This is a genomic window from Nostoc flagelliforme FACHB-838, assembly GCF_014698065.1.
GTDB lineage: Bacteria > Cyanobacteriota > Cyanobacteriia > Cyanobacteriales > Nostocaceae > Nostoc > Nostoc flagelliforme_B.
The window spans coordinates 16,963-31,462 of the sequence record NZ_JACJSI010000077.1; the positions used below are offsets into that span (position 1 = coordinate 16,963).

The window sequence follows — 14,500 nt, forward strand, 5'->3', positions numbered from 1 at the left end:
GTGGTGACTGGTGACTGGTGACTGTTAACTATTAAAAATTAATTCGCGGTTACAAAGCTGCGATCGCACTTCTTCATCGTGAAAAATGCCAATTAGGGCACAGCCGTTAGCTTTTTTCTCTTGCAACAGTTCAATAACTACTTGGCGATTGGTAACGTCTAGGGCTGAAGTTGGTTCATCTAGTAGCAAAATTGGATAATCAACTGCCAAAGCACGAGTAATATTTACCCGTTGCTTTTCGCCTCCAGAAAAGGTTGTGGGGGAAAGATACCACAGTCGTTCTGAAAGGTTGAGGCGATGAAATAGGTCTTTAACTTTGTTATATGCAACATCTATATTTACCCCTAATTCCAACAGTGGTTCTGCGGCAACTTCTAACGCTGGTACTCTAGGAATTACTCTTAAAAACTGGCTGACATATCCAATGGTTTTCTGCCGGACTGCTAAAATTTCGTGGGGAGCGAGTTGACACAAATCAACCCAATCTTCCTGATGCTTTATCCAGACCGAACCACTATCAACGCGATAGTTAGCATATAAACAGCGCATAAATGTAGATTTCCCACTCCCGGATGCTCCAGAAAGGGCGACACATTCCCCAGCATTAACGCTTAAAAAAACACCTTCTAGCACCGATAAATTAATGCCTCCTTGCTGATGTAGAGTAAAACTTTTTCGCAAATTCTCAACTTGTAAAAGTGCTTGGCTATGAAAGTTTGCTGGATGATGATTAACAGTTAATGATTGCATGGTTAAAAGTTAGGGGACAGTTTACAGGTGACAGAGGGAGCAGACGAGCAGAAGAAGAATTTCTTACTCCCTACTCCCCACTCACTACTCCCTAATCATTACGGTGTTAAGGCGGCGCTGACTAATAATTGAGTGTATGGATGTTGTGGATCATCAAGTACTTGGTCAGTTAAACCTGATTCCACTACCTGTCCTTGTTGCATAACTAGTAATCGATGTGCCAACAGTCTGACTACGCCGATATCGTGGGTAACTATAATCACGCTGAGGTTAAAATTGCGGACAAGCGATCGCAACAAATCTAATAACCGCGCTTGCACCGACACATCCAACCCGCCTGTCGGTTCGTCCATCAATATCAACCGAGGACGTGTCACCAACACACGGGCCAGTTGTAATCTTTGTTGCATCCCCCCAGAAAAGTGAACTGGCAGATCATCTATCCGTGTTGGGTCAATTTCCACTTGTTGTAGCCAGTGGACAGCCTCATCCCGAATATTGCCGTAGTGTCGCGCCCCAATATCTAGTAAGCGTTCGCCGATATTTGCTCCAGCGCTGACTTTCATTCGCAGACCATCACGAGGATTTTGCTGCACAAAACCCCACTCAGTTCGCATCAGCAATCGCCGTTTAGCTTCCGCAAGTTGAAAGATTTTTAAGTCTTCACCGCTACGGCTAGTATAAGTAACATTACCTTTATCAACAGCAATGTGATTGGCAACTGCACTCAGCAAAGTAGACTTACCTGAACCTGATTCTCCGACAATACCAAGAACTTGCCCAGGAAAGAGATTAAACGAAATGCGATCGCACGCTTTAATTGCGCCGTAAGATTTACTCAGTTGGTGAACCTGTAAAAGAGGTTTCATCGGTTTTAAATTTTTATTTTTGAATTGTTACAGTAGTCTGTATCTGAACAAATCCACATTCGCCCACCTTGGTCATCAATAACTACCTCATCTAAATAGCTTTCTGTAGAACCGCATAACTCACAGGCTTTATCCCATTTTTCGACGGTGAAGGGATGATCTTCAAAGTCGAGGCTTTTGACTTTGGTGTAAGGTGGAATTGCATATATGCGCTTCTCTCTCCCTGCACCAAATAATTGCAATGCTGGACTCATCTGCATTTTGGGATTATCAAAACGTGGGATCGGACTAGGACTCATCAAATAGCGGTTATGCACCATTACCGGATAGTCGTAGGATGTAGCAATATATCCATGTGTGGTAATGTCTTCGTAAAGCTTGACGTACATAGCCCCGTATTCTTCTAGAGCGTGCATTTTGCCTGTCTCTACCGATGAGGGTTCTAGCCACCGCAAAGGTTCGGGTATTGGTACTTGGTAAACTAAAATCTGTCCTTCCTGTAGTGGCGTTTCGGGTATACGATGGCGAGTCTGAATTAAAGTTGCTTCTTGTGTGCGTTCTGTTGTCTTTACACCACAAACTTTTTGGAAAAAGCGACGTATATTAACAGCGTTAGTGGTGTCGTCTGCGCCTTGGTCAATTACTTTCAATACATCAGTTTGACCAATCACAGCAGCTGTTACCTGAATTCCACCAGTACCCCAGCCGTAAGACATGGGCATTTCTCTAGAAGAAAAGGGGATTTGATGTCCTGGAATCGCTACGGCTTTCAGCAAGGCGCGGCGAATAGAACGTTTTGTTTGTTCGTCTAAATAAGCAAAGTTAAAGCCTGTTTCTGGGGATTGGGGATTAGGGATTGGGGATTGGGGATTGGGAGAGATATTCATTAGACTGATGACTGTTGACTGTTAACAGACGATACGAAAAGATGTACAACTTATATGCGCGACAGCTTATTTAAAGAGGCGATCATAAATTGGGTAAAGTGGTTTAAATCTGGTGTTGGCAAATTTGTGATTTTGGCTTTGTCGTCATAAATCCTTAACTGAACAGCATCCTGGGCGTAGGGTTGCTGAATGAATGTCTCTGCTTGTTCAGGGGAAAATATGCCTCCTTGGAGTTCTAAGCTGCGTTTGGATGCGGCTGAGAGACTATCCCAATATTCAGGAACAACTGAGCAAAGATAGCGTTTGGCGACGACATGAAGCCTAATTGGTTGTGTAACTCCTGACCCAAACATCTGACGTAGTAAGGGAATGGCTCGATGTTCATGTTGATCGTCTATACCTTGGATGGCGGGATTATCGCCCAAGTTATGGATTAAATGCCCTAAGTCATGGAGTAGACAAGCAGTAATTAATTCATGGTTTTGACCTGATATTTCAGCGAGGCTAGCACATTGCAAGGCGTGTTCTAGCTGACTGACGGCTTCTGCACCATAGGATTGAGAACCCTTTTCGGTAAAGAGTTCAATAATGCTTTCAATGGTAGGTTTCATAATAGGTAACTGATGACTGTTGACTGGATATTTATTGAATTTGATATCGAGCAACTTCTTTTCCTGCTACATATACAGAGCCAATCGCAGTAATCGCTGATGGTAAAGAATTATCAGGAGATATCAACAGGAAATCAGCATCTAAACCAGGAGCGATTTTACCTTTTTGATCGCTTATCCCCGCCGCTTCTGCTGGTTGGCTGGAAACTAATGACCATGCTTGTTCAAAGGACATTAAGCCTAATTCTTGGAGTTTGAAGGGTGCATAGAACAAGGAAGGATAATGATAATCTGAGCAAAGACAATCGATAACGTTATTTTTAACTGCCTCAGCGACACTCATCAAACCCAAGTGAGAACCACCGCGCACTAAGTTAGGCGCACCCATGAGAACTGCTGCACCATATTCACGAGACTTAGCAGCTAAGTCTACAGTAGCGGGGAATTCTGCGATCGCTACTCGGCGTTGTTGACTTAGTATTACCTTCTCTGGGCTATCATCATCATGAGAAGCGAGGGGAATACCGTAAGTATGAGCTAAATCCACCAGTTCTTCTATTTGCACGTCTCCTTCATGTCGCCGTTCTGTTACTTGGTTAACTAATTCTTCGATTTCTTCAATAGACATGGATGATCTTTGCCTCACACTATTGAGATATCGACTCAATCTCTTTTGATTTCCTGGGGGTGGTAGGTGATCGTTGATAGACAAGATATGCACACGACCGGATACCATCCAATCACACAATTCTTCATGTCCGGCGATATTTGCCTCTTCATGTCTGATATGAATGCGATGATTACAATTTAAAACTTGTTTTCCTGTCCCTAAGATGAAGTCAATTAAAGCACGGGCAGAATCTCGGCTGCGTAAACCTGGTTCGTAAGAGTCGGTAATTGAGCAGTAAAAAGTTGTGATACCGGATGCTAAGAGGTTGCGGTCATTATCTGCGATCGCTATTGGTAGAGGAAAGTTGACTCCAGGCCGAGGGCAAATCATCCTTTCAAAAGCATCGCCGTGTAAGTCAATAATTCCTGGCAACATCTGGAATCCTTGAGCATTTACCAGATGAAATCCATTAGGACTACTGGCCTGATCAATGCTAGTAAATTGTCCATCTTCAATTAAAACTGTGGCATCTTCCAGCCAACCATCGGGAGTTAGTACATTTACTCCTTGAATAGCAATTTTTGTGTTGGTTGGTTTTGATAATATTTGAATATTTTTAGTTGTTGTCACTGACTTACCTCAGTAAAAAATTTCATGCCTTTATAGGGAGCTTTTTGAGTGGCGGCAATTCTGGAAGATAAATCACCTATATGCAGTTCCAGCTTGTGGTAATCGGGGTCAAGAATATATATAGATTCGCCTTCACTTGTATTTTGTTTCCACTGTTTGACTCCTAAAACTTTGAGGCGATCGCTATATTCTGGAAACTTATCTTCAGGGATACTAAAAGCAATATGAGTGTACTCGTCCATAGGATTTGTGCGTGTGTTGGAATCTAAAGATAGGCACAACCACAAGTCACCCGCTAATAAATAAGCACCTGTTTGCCACTTAGCGATCGCTTGACAACCTAGAATTTCGGTATAAAACTTAAAAGATTTCTCCAAATCGCAGACAGACAAAGTAATATGGTTAATTCCTGTAATCATTTCACTTGTTCCAAAACCAAATCACTATTTTCTAAAGGCTGAGATTCTTGGGCAGCAACAGTTAGCTCTGAGGATTGATTATTTAGTTGCTGCTGTCGGATTTTCCGCACCAGATTTAACTCTGCTTGAAAGTCGATGTAGTGTGGAAGTTTAAGGTGTTGGACAAAACCTTGTGCTTCCACGTTATCAGAGTGGGAAAGTACAAACTCGACATTTTGGGCTGGGCCTTGAATTGTTTCCCCTAATTCCTCTGCTCGCATTGCCCTATCTACTAGTGCCATTGACATCGCTTTACGTTCGTTGTAACCAAAGGTGAGTCCATAGCCACGGGTAAACTGAGCAGGTAATTCTTTATTACCTTTAAACTGATTTACCATTTGCACTTCGGTGACAGTAATATCTGCGATCGCTATTTCAAATCCCAATTCTTCTGGGCAAATTATCACTTCTACTTCCCCTATGCGAATCTCTCCGGCAAAAGGATGGTTTCTTCCATAGCCTCGCTGTGTAGAATATGCTAGAGATAGCAAAAAACCCTCATCTGCACGCGCTAGATTTTGCAGTCTTGCATCCCGTTCAGCAGGAAAAGTTAGTGGTTGACGAGTTAAATCAAATGGTTGAGATGAGGGAGATAACGGAGAATCATTATTTACTTGTTCCCCCTGCTCCCCTGCTCCCCTGCTCCCCTGCCCTTCTTCCGCTTGCATCAACCCTTCACGATCTAAAGTGTCAATTACACGCAAAACTGATTCTGTAATTGCTTCTGCTTCTGGTGCTGTCGGGACTTGTCCTTCTGCTATCAACTTAAAGTCTAGTAGGCGGTGAATGTAGTCGAAGGTAGTCCCTAACCTTTGTCCTCCTGGTACATCTTTAAAAATGGCAGAAATGCGGCGCTGAATCTGCATTTTGCTGGTATCTAATGGCTGGCTATAGTAGAAGCGGGGTAGTGTTGTCCGATAGGCTCGTAACAAGAAAATTGCTTCTACTAAATCGCCCCAAGATTGTTTAATAGCAAGGGCTGCTAACTCCTGATCATATAAACTACTTTCACACATCACCCGTTCTACTGCTAGGGTAAGCTGTTGTTCAATCTGGTCTAAGCTTAACTCAGGAATTGCAGGATCACCTCTGCGTCTGCTTTGCAGGAGTGCTTCTGCATTTTGAATTGCCTGTTCACCGCCTTTGACTGCAACGTATGGCATAATTTTTAATTCGTAATTCGTAATTTTTGATTAAGGAAGTTAGGCTTTAATCGGGTTTTCAGGTTTCCATATTTATATTTTTATCCTCCGCAATTTTTGCTTTACTGGCTTGGTTGGACTAAGCATTTAAAACTCCACCCATGCTGCTCGAATCCCAGTGATTGATAGAATTGATGGGCGCGAGTTCGTTTCAAATTAGAAGACAGCGTGACTTTATAACACCCAGCCTCAGCACTAAATTGGAGCGCGGCTTTTACCATTTGGCTACCAATTCCCTCTCCTCGCATTTGAGAAATAACTGTTACTGCATCTAGAACTGCAAATTTGTGATAGCCCCGGTGCATCATTGTTGGCGCATAAAGGAGGCTGAAAGTACCTACAAGTTGCTGATTTAAAAAAGCAATGTAGATGTAGTAGTTAGGAACTTGTGTGATTTCTGTCAAGATTTTTTCTACATCATCGCTTGGTAAGGGTGGCTCACCATCCATATCAGCATAAAGCTGATTCAATAGAGGCCAATCCTCACGGGTAGCAATGCGAATATCAAGATTCATGGTACACCTCTGGTTTAGCGGTGCGTGGTAGTCCGATTACTGCGTTTTCTGTAAATAAAAATACATCTACGCCTTGTGGATAGGCTTGGTGATTCTGCATCCAGAAATCCCAAAAATGGACGGGAAGTGTAGGAGTGATAGCTTGCTGGTCTAAAATTCCTGGCCCTGTCAACATCACAGGTTGTCCCATCTCAAAACTTTCCACCTGTACTAATAATGTTGTTGAGGCTTCCGGCTTTTCTGCTGTCCCCCAGCTAAAAATAGATAATTCCGGTAACGCCGCCAAATCTTGAATTAAGGCAAAGTCAGCTTCTTCTGGATACTGCGTGAAACGACAGCCAGTATGAAACAACAACCAAGCTCTCACTTGATCTGCAAAACTCGGCTGTAGCCATACCACAACATCCAAATCCAGCAGTGTCAAACAAGCAGCCCCACAAGCAGGCGTTAAACCCAAAGGCACACTCATATCAGCAGCTATCCAATAAGGTGTCCCCGGTCGAGCATTAGCATCAAGCAACGCCCGAAATGTCCTCTGAGCATCATGAATTGAGTCTCGAAAGCCAGGTAAGTACGTGACTTTATTCATTAGTTTTCCCTTATCTCCCCCTGCTTCCCCTGCTTCCCCTGCTCCCTCTGCTCCTCCATCTCTTCATCCTTCCCCTCTCACCATCGTGAAAAAATTAACCTTAGTGGCGGCTGCTTGACGCTGCTTAAGTTCTTGCTGCTTTTGGCGTTCTATTTGCAATGGTTGAATTACCTCAGCCTGAATCTGATCGTGCCAACTTGGGGTTTGTAGTAACGCATCACAAACAGCAGCTAATTCTGCATGACGGTGCGATCGCCCTGCGACATAACCAAATCCAGTGATTGATTCATCTCCTTGGTTCTCTAACTGCACAACACAGCGAGTCATGGTAATTTCTCCTAAGTTAAATGGCTCTCCTGTACCCCCAGCGCGTCCCCGCACCATTGTTAGACCAATCTCTGGGGAGCGTAAAAAGCTATAGTTGGGCAAATTATCTAATGTGTTTACCAGTTTTTCTAATAGCTCTAACTCGGCTTTAGCTAATGTTGCCATCCATGCTTGTCGCTGCGTCACAGTAGGCATAAGTTGGTTTGTGGTATTTTGTTTTAAACTATTCTTAATTTATCTAGACATCTAGATGAAAGTAGATTAACGCAATTCTGACAAATTGACAATCTAAAATTGATACATGAAGGAAATAATGCCAATTTATGTCCAGATTGCTGACCAACTGCGACAAAATATTCATCAGGGAGTTTATCAGGTTGGGGAACAACTACCGACGGAAACCAAGTTAGCTGAACAGTTTGCCGTTAATCGCCATACCATTAGACAAGCGATCGCTCTACTAAAAGACGAGGGATTGTTACGAGTTGAGCGAGGACGCGGAACTTTTGTAGCGGCTAAAACCATCCGCTATGCGATTAGTAAGCGAGTGCGTTACAACCAAACGCTGAAAGCTCAGGGTTGGCAAGTGAGGTTTCAACTGCTACGTGTTTTAGAAGTACCTGCCGATGATGCGATCGCTAAAGGATTAGAAATTCCTTATGGTGAGCCGATAGCGTTAATTGAACGTTTAGGTTTAGCAAATGAAGAACCCATTAGTGTGGGTACGGGATATTTTCCACTCAAGCGATTCCCTGATTTTTTAGAGCCGAAAAATATCAAGATTTTGCAAGAACAGCAATCAATATCTCAGTTTTTACAGCAAGTATATGGATGTGATCACATCCGCCGTAGTACCTGCGTTTCTGCTCGTCTAGTTCAGCCTCAAGATGCAAAGTGGCTACAACTATCCCTTAATCAACCCATTCTCTTAGCGGAGTCGGTGAACTTAGATGAAACAGGTAATATTATTGAATATGGGGTAACTCGACTGCGGGGCGATCGCATGGAGTTATTTTTTGAAAATGACTTAAAAGAAGGTGTAGGTGCAAAATTAATGACTAATGACTAAATTAGCCACTCTCTCACCTTTGCAGAGAGTAAATCAATAACACCAGTAGTAACAATCAAAATAATCAGAATTGTACATACTTTCTGGTATTCAAATGCCCCAAAACTTTGATATAGTGAAACGCCAATACCACCAGCCCCAACAATTCCTAACACAGAAGCAGAACGCACATTTGACTCAAATCTGTAGAGAGTGAAAGAAGTCCACAAAGGCATCACTTGGGGAATTACTCCATAAATAACTTCTTGAATCTGACTTGCACCAGTAGCTCTAATTCCTTCTACAGGCCCTGACTCAATTGATTCTACTGCTTCTGAGAAAAGCTTACCTAGAATACCAGCAGTATGAATAAATAATGCCAAAACTCCGGCAAATGGCCCTAACCCAACAGCAACTACAAAGATTAGTGCAAAGACGATTTCGTTAATCGCACGCATAGCATCTAAAAGGCGACGTGTCGGTTGTACTATCCATACTGGACAAATATTGTTAGATGCTAAAATAGATAAAGGAACAGCTGCGATCGCAGCCATTAAAGTTCCCCAGATTCCCATCGATATAGTAACCAGTGTTTCTGAGAAATAATAATTCCAATCGCTAAAATCTGGCGGAAAATATGAACGTATATATTCCACCATGTTGTCTCCCCGTTGCAGAAGTACAGGGAAATTTAACTCACTTTGAGTATAGGCAAAAATCAATACAGCAGCAATTACTAAAAGAAACAAAACTTTTTGGGTATTCACAAGCTTTGCTTCTTTCTCTAACATTGCTGCTACATTAGGAGATGCGTAAGTAATTACCTGATTTCGTGGGCGCACTTTTTACTACCTATAAATCTAATTTTATTTAATTCCTTTGAGTTGCTGATTTAGTTCTGCTATTGTTTGCTGCTTTTCTTGTTCGCTAAGATTTTCTTTATCTTGAGTTTCTTGGATTTTTTTAGCAATTTCTAGTTCTCGAATTGTATGCCAATTTTTATCTTCAGCCTGTACAAAGCCAGAAATTTTAAATGGTGTTAAAACTTTTGCATCTTTGTAGTTATAGAAAAAGTTTTGCAACTTCTTTTTGATATCATCTGCTAAATCCCGACGATAAACAATCGGATCGCTGGGAATTATAGGCGATTTCCAAATAATTTCAATCTTCTGCCTGGCTGTAGGATTAGTACTTTCTAGACGACTTAATGCTTCACTACTGACGGTAGCTACATCTACCTGTTTATTAGCTACAGCTAGAGCGCAAGCTTCATGATTACCAGCAAAAATCAAGCGTTTAAAAGCTTTTTTAGGGTCAACATTGTTTTTAGTAAAAATATAGTAACTGGGAACTAAAAACCCAGAGGTAGAATTAGGCTCATTAAAGGCAAAGGTGAGATTGGATGCATTTTTAATCACATATTTATCGCCACCTGCTGCTATAGCTTCTGCTACAATCGGATTCTCTTTATTAGTAATTAAATGAGAATAGTAGCCTCTAGTGCCATCTGCACTCACAACTTGAGCAAAAGCTTCTACATCAGCAATTTTTACTGCTTCAATATAAGATTTACCACCTAACCAAGCTGCTTGAACTTTACCAAAACGCATAGCTTCTATGACTGCTGCATACTGTGTAACATAGAAGGGTTTTATGGGAATCCCAATTTCCTGAGACATAGCAGCAGCAAAAGGTTCCCAAATTGGTTTTTGATTAGCTTGAGATTCTGTAGACAGAACACCAAAGTTAATTTCTTTAATTGCTGCGTTACTATTTTCAGGATTAGAAGTACAAGCTGAAAGTATCTTGGCACTTGCCAAAGTTATAGTAAACAAAGAAGCCTGTTGAATAAATAATCTTCTGTCCATAAGTTTAGTTGTGGAATGTAAGTAAAAATATCATTCTTTGTTGCAAATATGAGGAGCTATCTGCAATAGTCAACATTATTAATTAACGCCCTTAGAGTGCGATAACTTGCTTGTTTAAATTGTTAAACTGTATTTTTGGGTTACACTACCAGTTCTCCGTGCCCTCTCATAATCAGTTCTTCAGCAGCTGTACCATAAAGTTCATTGAGCTTGTGATCATTCATCTCTGTGGTTGCACCATCAAACATCACTTCTCCATCTTTGAGAGCGATCGCTCGATCAAAGTAACTACGCACCATTTGAACCTGATGTAAGGAAGCGACTACAGTAATACCGCTTTGGCGATTCAACTGCACAAGTAATTCCATGACTTTACGCGCCGATTCAGGATCTAGAGAGGCAATTGGTTCGTCTGCAAGGATGATTTTCGCTCCTTGTACTAAACAACGAGCGATCGCCACTCGTTGTTGTTGCCCTCCAGAAAGCATAGATGCCCGTTTATAAGCGTGTTCAAGAATGCCTACTCGCTCTAATGCAGCAAGAGCTTGGATTTTTTCTTCTTTGGTGAATAAATGGAATGTTGAACGTAAGATAGACAATCTTGATAAGTTACCAACGAGTACATTTTCGATAACTGTTAGCCGATTGACTAAATTAAACTGTTGAAAAATACAACCTATCTGGCTTCGTAAAGACCTAATTTTAGAGTGGATTTTGCCTTCGCTCTGTAGTATTGAGCCAAAAATATAAACAGTTCCTGCATCTGCAATATGCAAGCCATTAATATGCCGTAAAAGGGTAGATTTGCCTGAGCCAGATGCACCTATAAGCGCAACCAGTTCTCCCTCATGAATTGTGCAAGATACCTTTTTAAGCGCTGTCTTACCTTTAAAAATCTTCGAGAGATTACTAACTTCGATAGCCACTGTATTTGCCATTTTTTGACATTTAGATGCCTATGATTAATATTAATAATATTGTTTAGTTAAGAAATAATTAAGAGAAGGATAATTTATGATTTAATTTCTTAATTATCAATCTAATGAATTATCATTAGTAAGTGTTGAGCGAAGGCACTCATTTCCGATTCAGATAGAACAGGTTATAAAGAGCAATATAGAAAAAAGTTATTCTATCTGATTTTCATCTCCTTAATCCTGACTCCGGCATCATTGATCTTAAGGCTCACCTAGAGTGGTTTTCGATATGTGCGTGAAATGTTAAAAATACTTCCTGAAATGCCTGAGCCTATTTTATTAACCCAGATTTTTGCCAAGCTTACTGCTTTAGGTCATATTCATCCCGTTTCCAGCGGCGTTGAACCCTCATAAATTGGCAAAAGTATTGTTAGAGCAAAGTTATTTATATGTGGTTGATAAATTTTCTTCCACAGAACAAGAACCAATTAATCCAATTTCATCAAACTTTTCATAGAGACTTTTTTCTGGCTATGATTTTCTGATTCTGGTTGTGGATAACGCTTTTTGAGTAACTAAATAAAATCAAGTAGTAAGATTTGAGCTTCTTCTGGTAAAGTATCAATATCTCTAGATATATCTTCAAATTTTATAAGCATAATTAACTTCTAAGATTGAGGAAAATCTTCAGTATGACCTTATTATAGACTGTTTTTCAAGTGATCGCGGCTGATAAATTTATAATTTATAAACGCATACAGCCAAATAACATTTTAAATTTTAAAATCAATTAGTTGATACCAGAGGCTAGAGAATCTTGTTATTGGTTTCAAGCAGCGAAGATATAGAATTAGATTGCAGCCATACAAATAGTTTTATACTTCCCCTATCATAGTCAGTTGATTTATACTCACCTTTTAAAATTTGTTCTAGAACCTGACTATTAAACCTTGACTTATCTTTCATGAGGTCTTCAAACATAGCTAGTGGAAATAGTATACTCTCAACTTCTACATCATCTTCACTAAACCTAATCATCTCAAATCTAAATTTATAACCAGACCATCTGATAGTAGGTAGTCTATCAACTGAATGTTTGGAATTTTCTATTATTATAATATTATACTCAAGACTAGGATTTTTCTGATTGTGCATTATCCACCAGTAAACATTGTATCTAACAAAATGCTTTCCATTGTCGTTAGTACATACTTCTATTTCTATATCATCCACATAAACAAACTGACGAGTCATTATTCTAACTTCACCTTCAGCTATTGGTTCTAATTCCTCCCAAGGTTCAACTTCAACTGTATTTTCATAAATACTATTTAAATGTTGATTTTTATAAATATTTTCTACTGGAATAGGATCATCTTCTAATGCTTCTAAACCTGATGTATTTTCATCATTTTCTTCTTTTTTATCTAAAATTAATTCTAGCTGCTCTCTACTAAATGCCATAAGTTCTATTCCAGCTAGAGTCTGATGGTTTGAGTGTTCCATGAAGTAAACTATCAAATGGAGATAAATCTATTCTTAAACCGTTGTATTCAGTTTCCCAGAAACCAAATTTGCCTGAAGATTTAGGATAAGTTTTGTATTCTTTCCATTTTAATGAACTAGCCTTTTTGTTAATGTTTCTTAATGCAGTTCTAATACTTCCAGATAATCCTTTCATCCCATAAACAGGATATACTAAATATATTGTTGGTGGTTCTTCATCTGATATTGGACCAAAGCCAACTATCATAACATTGAACTTGGCTAGCTGCTGAAGACTTTGCTGTAAAGCAGTTTCGGCTGGAGTTATTTTTCTAATTGGTACTACTACTTTAGACCAATTAAGTGGTGGTTTATATAACTTGATAAACTCATTTTCGAGATTTGATAGATTTTCTATATCACTACTACAAGTCAACCAACTAATACTAAGAGTATTTTTGCGATTAAATCTTTTTAGCTGATTAAATCTATGATGTGCTTTCCATCTTTCAACTAAATTAATAGTTCTACCTATATAAATAATCTGACCTTTACTGTCAAACACAAAGTAGATAGCTGCACAATTAGGAAGACGATCTTTGTCCAACAAATAAACTGATGGTAATTCAGATATTTTGATGTTTTCTAGCAAAATTAGACACCCATAAATAAAAGATATATATTTGGAATTATGCTTTATAGAATAGAAACATCAAAAGCTATATAATAAAAACCGCAAATATACGCAAATAAACGCCAAGTTATCCGCGTTTAACTGCGTACATCTGCGGTTTGAAAATCCTTAATGAATTAACCCGATCGCACCTTTCCTCAACCCTCCACAGTCAATCCATTATTAAACGCCATATTTTCCATAAAATGTATCGCGCTTTGTCCTGGCTTGTAAATAAATCAAGTTTTGAACTCGTAAACTAACTTTTGCGACTCGTAAAGCAGCTTTTATGACTTCAAAACCAGCTTTTGCGACACCAAAACTAGCTTTTGCGACTCGTAAAGCAGCTTTTGTGACTCCAAAACCAGCTTTTGTCAAAGAATTTCAGCAAATCTACTCCCATTTTTCCTGTCTGCTAAGCAATACGGTTCAGTTAAGGCTCAAAGTCATGTAAATTAGGCATTGTTCCGAAGAATGGAAATTAAGTGTCGTGCATCTGAGGGATTTTTCATTGGTGTCTCCTGAGATACAAAATACTGACTTGCTTAGAGCAATCGAAATGGCTATTCCAGCAACGGTAATTGAAGACGCGATCGCTAATACTAAAAGCGAAGAAGAACGCAAGCGGTCATTACCAGCACAATTGGTTGTAAGTCTTGTAATAGCAATGAGTTTATGGTCAAAAGACTCGATGCGGGATGTACTTAAAAACTTGATTGATGGTCTAAGTGAGGCATGGATTAAGGTTGGGAAATACTGGCGAGTACCTTGTAAGTCAGCAATCACACAAGCTCGGCAGCGATTAGGTGCAAGAGTTTTTGGTCGTCCCAGCAGTCGCCCTGGGACAGTTGCGGCATTCCCTAAAGTGAGATTAGTCGTTTTGATAGAGGCAGGAACGCACATTATATTTGATGCCTTAATGTGTCCTTATCGAATAGGAGAACGAGTCCGAGCGTTGAAATTATTACGCTCGGTGAAATCAGGAATGTTGTTAATGTGGGATAGGGGGTTACATTCCTATGCAATGGTATCTTCAACAGTGTCTCAGGGGTGCGACTATT

18 protein-coding genes and 1 pseudogene are annotated in these 14,500 nt (G+C 40.1%); 3 read left to right on the forward strand and 16 right to left on the reverse strand.

Going from position 1 to position 14,500, the window contains the following annotated elements:
• Positions 1-24: 24 nt before the first annotated feature.
• The 10 genes from phnL to phnG all read right to left on the reverse strand — a co-directional run bounded on the left by phnL (position 25) and on the right by phnG (position 7,643).
• On the reverse strand, positions 25-750 hold the full coding sequence (gene phnL, locus H6G97_RS26550; protein ID WP_190943582.1) for a phosphonate C-P lyase system protein PhnL: 726 nt from the start codon (positions 748-750) through the stop codon (positions 25-27).
• A gap of 98 nt (positions 751-848) precedes the next feature.
• Positions 849-1,619 carry a phosphonate C-P lyase system protein PhnK gene (gene phnK, locus H6G97_RS26555; RefSeq protein WP_190943583.1) on the reverse strand — a complete coding sequence of 257 codons (771 nt, stop codon included), beginning with the start codon at positions 1,617-1,619 and terminating at the stop codon, positions 849-851.
• Between the two features lie 5 nt (positions 1,620-1,624).
• Entirely contained in the window at positions 1,625-2,506 is an 882-nt protein-coding gene (locus tag H6G97_RS26560; RefSeq protein ID WP_190943584.1) for an alpha-D-ribose 1-methylphosphonate 5-phosphate C-P-lyase PhnJ, read from the reverse strand.
• A gap of 50 nt (positions 2,507-2,556) precedes the next feature.
• A complete protein-coding gene (locus H6G97_RS26565) occupies positions 2,557-3,117 on the reverse strand; it encodes a phosphonate degradation HD-domain oxygenase (protein ID WP_190943585.1) in 561 nt (186 codons plus the stop codon).
• A gap of 31 nt (positions 3,118-3,148) precedes the next feature.
• On the reverse strand, positions 3,149-4,357 hold the full coding sequence (locus H6G97_RS26570) for an alpha-D-ribose 1-methylphosphonate 5-triphosphate diphosphatase (protein WP_190943586.1): 1,209 nt from the start codon (positions 4,355-4,357) through the stop codon (positions 3,149-3,151).
• Positions 4,354-4,776 (reverse strand): fosfomycin resistance glutathione transferase, encoded by a 423-nt coding sequence (locus H6G97_RS26575; RefSeq protein ID WP_190943587.1) that lies wholly within the window; start codon positions 4,774-4,776, stop codon positions 4,354-4,356. Before H6G97_RS26575 ends, H6G97_RS26570 begins: the two co-directional genes overlap by 4 nt.
• Positions 4,773-5,978: a carbon-phosphorus lyase complex subunit gene (locus H6G97_RS26580; RefSeq protein WP_190943588.1), complete on the reverse strand. Its 1,206-nt coding sequence runs from the start codon at positions 5,976-5,978 to the stop codon at positions 4,773-4,775. Before H6G97_RS26580 ends, H6G97_RS26575 begins: the two co-directional genes overlap by 4 nt.
• Before the next feature lie 101 nt (positions 5,979-6,079).
• Positions 6,080-6,532: a GNAT family N-acetyltransferase gene (locus tag H6G97_RS26585; RefSeq protein WP_190943589.1), complete on the reverse strand. Its 453-nt coding sequence runs from the start codon at positions 6,530-6,532 to the stop codon at positions 6,080-6,082.
• Positions 6,522-7,121 carry a phosphonate C-P lyase system protein PhnH gene (gene phnH / locus H6G97_RS26590; protein WP_190943590.1) on the reverse strand — a complete coding sequence of 200 codons (600 nt, stop codon included), beginning with the start codon at positions 7,119-7,121 and terminating at the stop codon, positions 6,522-6,524. Before phnH ends, H6G97_RS26585 begins: the two co-directional genes overlap by 11 nt.
• Before the next feature lie 63 nt (positions 7,122-7,184).
• A complete protein-coding gene (phnG, locus tag H6G97_RS26595; protein WP_190943591.1) occupies positions 7,185-7,643 on the reverse strand; it encodes a phosphonate C-P lyase system protein PhnG in 459 nt (152 codons plus the stop codon).
• 118 nt (positions 7,644-7,761) lie between these two features.
• Here phnG and phnF point away from each other — a divergent pair, with 118 nt between their 5' ends.
• Positions 7,762-8,517: a phosphonate metabolism transcriptional regulator PhnF gene (gene phnF, locus H6G97_RS26600; protein ID WP_242055246.1), complete on the forward strand. Its 756-nt coding sequence runs from the start codon at positions 7,762-7,764 to the stop codon at positions 8,515-8,517.
• On the opposite strand, the gene phnE is transcribed toward phnF, so the two are convergent.
• The 3 genes from phnE to phnC all read right to left on the reverse strand — a co-directional run bounded on the left by phnE (position 8,514) and on the right by phnC (position 11,302).
• Entirely contained in the window at positions 8,514-9,287 is a 774-nt protein-coding gene (gene phnE, locus H6G97_RS26605; protein ID WP_190909923.1) for a phosphonate ABC transporter, permease protein PhnE, read from the reverse strand. The genes phnF and phnE overlap by 4 nt on opposite strands.
• A gap of 75 nt (positions 9,288-9,362) precedes the next feature.
• The gene (gene phnD / locus H6G97_RS26610; RefSeq protein ID WP_190943593.1) at positions 9,363-10,364 is read right to left on the reverse strand and encodes a phosphonate ABC transporter substrate-binding protein; all 1,002 of its coding nucleotides are present in this window, start codon (positions 10,362-10,364) and stop codon (positions 9,363-9,365) included.
• 140 nt (positions 10,365-10,504) lie between these two features.
• Positions 10,505-11,302, reverse strand: coding sequence for a phosphonate ABC transporter ATP-binding protein (phnC, locus tag H6G97_RS26615; protein WP_190943594.1), 798 nt, complete (start codon positions 11,300-11,302; stop codon positions 10,505-10,507).
• Positions 11,303-11,493: 191 nt separating this feature from the next.
• Between phnC and H6G97_RS52930 the strand changes: the two are divergent.
• Positions 11,494-11,695 (forward strand): annotated as a pseudogene (locus tag H6G97_RS52930) (IS4 family transposase); the annotation flags it as partial.
• Between the two features lie 393 nt (positions 11,696-12,088).
• On the opposite strand, the gene H6G97_RS51415 reads toward H6G97_RS52930, so the two are convergent.
• The 3 genes from H6G97_RS51415 to H6G97_RS26625 all read right to left on the reverse strand — a co-directional run bounded on the left by H6G97_RS51415 (position 12,089) and on the right by H6G97_RS26625 (position 13,817).
• Complete coding sequence (locus H6G97_RS51415) at positions 12,089-12,745, reverse strand: hypothetical protein (protein WP_199349664.1); 657 nt, start codon at positions 12,743-12,745, stop codon at positions 12,089-12,091.
• A complete protein-coding gene (locus H6G97_RS51420; protein ID WP_199349666.1) occupies positions 12,735-13,418 on the reverse strand; it encodes a GIY-YIG nuclease family protein in 684 nt (227 codons plus the stop codon). The genes H6G97_RS51415 and H6G97_RS51420 overlap by 11 nt, the downstream gene beginning before the upstream one ends.
• A 204-nt stretch (positions 13,419-13,622) precedes the next feature.
• Entirely contained in the window at positions 13,623-13,817 is a 195-nt protein-coding gene (locus tag H6G97_RS26625; protein ID WP_190943595.1) for a hypothetical protein, read from the reverse strand.
• A gap of 181 nt (positions 13,818-13,998) precedes the next feature.
• Between H6G97_RS26625 and H6G97_RS26630 the strand changes: the two genes are divergently transcribed.
• The coding region (locus tag H6G97_RS26630; protein ID WP_190943596.1) for a transposase domain-containing protein at positions 13,999-14,500 on the forward strand (502 nt) is incomplete at its 3' end.

Coding starts and splice junctions, on each gene's coding strand:
- H6G97_RS26560 (WP_190943584.1), bottom strand. CDS start 2,506: ATGAATATCTCTCCCAATCCCCAATCCCCAATCCCTAATCCCCAATCC.
- phnG (WP_190943591.1), bottom strand. CDS start 7,643: ATGCCTACTGTGACGCAGCGACAAGCATGGATGGCAACATTAGCTAAA.
- phnK (WP_190943583.1), bottom strand. CDS start 1,619: ATGAAACCTCTTTTACAGGTTCACCAACTGAGTAAATCTTACGGCGCA.
- H6G97_RS26575 (WP_190943587.1), bottom strand. CDS start 4,776: ATGATTACAGGAATTAACCATATTACTTTGTCTGTCTGCGATTTGGAG.
- phnH (WP_190943590.1), bottom strand. CDS start 7,121: ATGAATAAAGTCACGTACTTACCTGGCTTTCGAGACTCAATTCATGAT.
- H6G97_RS26580 (WP_190943588.1), bottom strand. CDS start 5,978: ATGCCATACGTTGCAGTCAAAGGCGGTGAACAGGCAATTCAAAATGCA.
- H6G97_RS26565 (WP_190943585.1), bottom strand. CDS start 3,117: ATGAAACCTACCATTGAAAGCATTATTGAACTCTTTACCGAAAAGGGT.
- H6G97_RS51415 (WP_199349664.1), bottom strand. CDS start 12,745: ATGGCATTTAGTAGAGAGCAGCTAGAATTAATTTTAGATAAAAAAGAA.
- H6G97_RS26585 (WP_190943589.1), bottom strand. CDS start 6,532: ATGAATCTTGATATTCGCATTGCTACCCGTGAGGATTGGCCTCTATTG.
- phnE (WP_190909923.1), bottom strand. CDS start 9,287: ATGTTAGAGAAAGAAGCAAAGCTTGTGAATACCCAAAAAGTTTTGTTT.
- phnL (WP_190943582.1), bottom strand. CDS start 750: ATGCAATCATTAACTGTTAATCATCATCCAGCAAACTTTCATAGCCAA.
- phnC (WP_190943594.1), bottom strand. CDS start 11,302: ATGGCAAATACAGTGGCTATCGAAGTTAGTAATCTCTCGAAGATTTTT.
- phnF (WP_242055246.1), top strand. CDS start 7,762: ATGCCAATTTATGTCCAGATTGCTGACCAACTGCGACAAAATATTCAT.
- phnD (WP_190943593.1), bottom strand. CDS start 10,364: ATGGACAGAAGATTATTTATTCAACAGGCTTCTTTGTTTACTATAACT.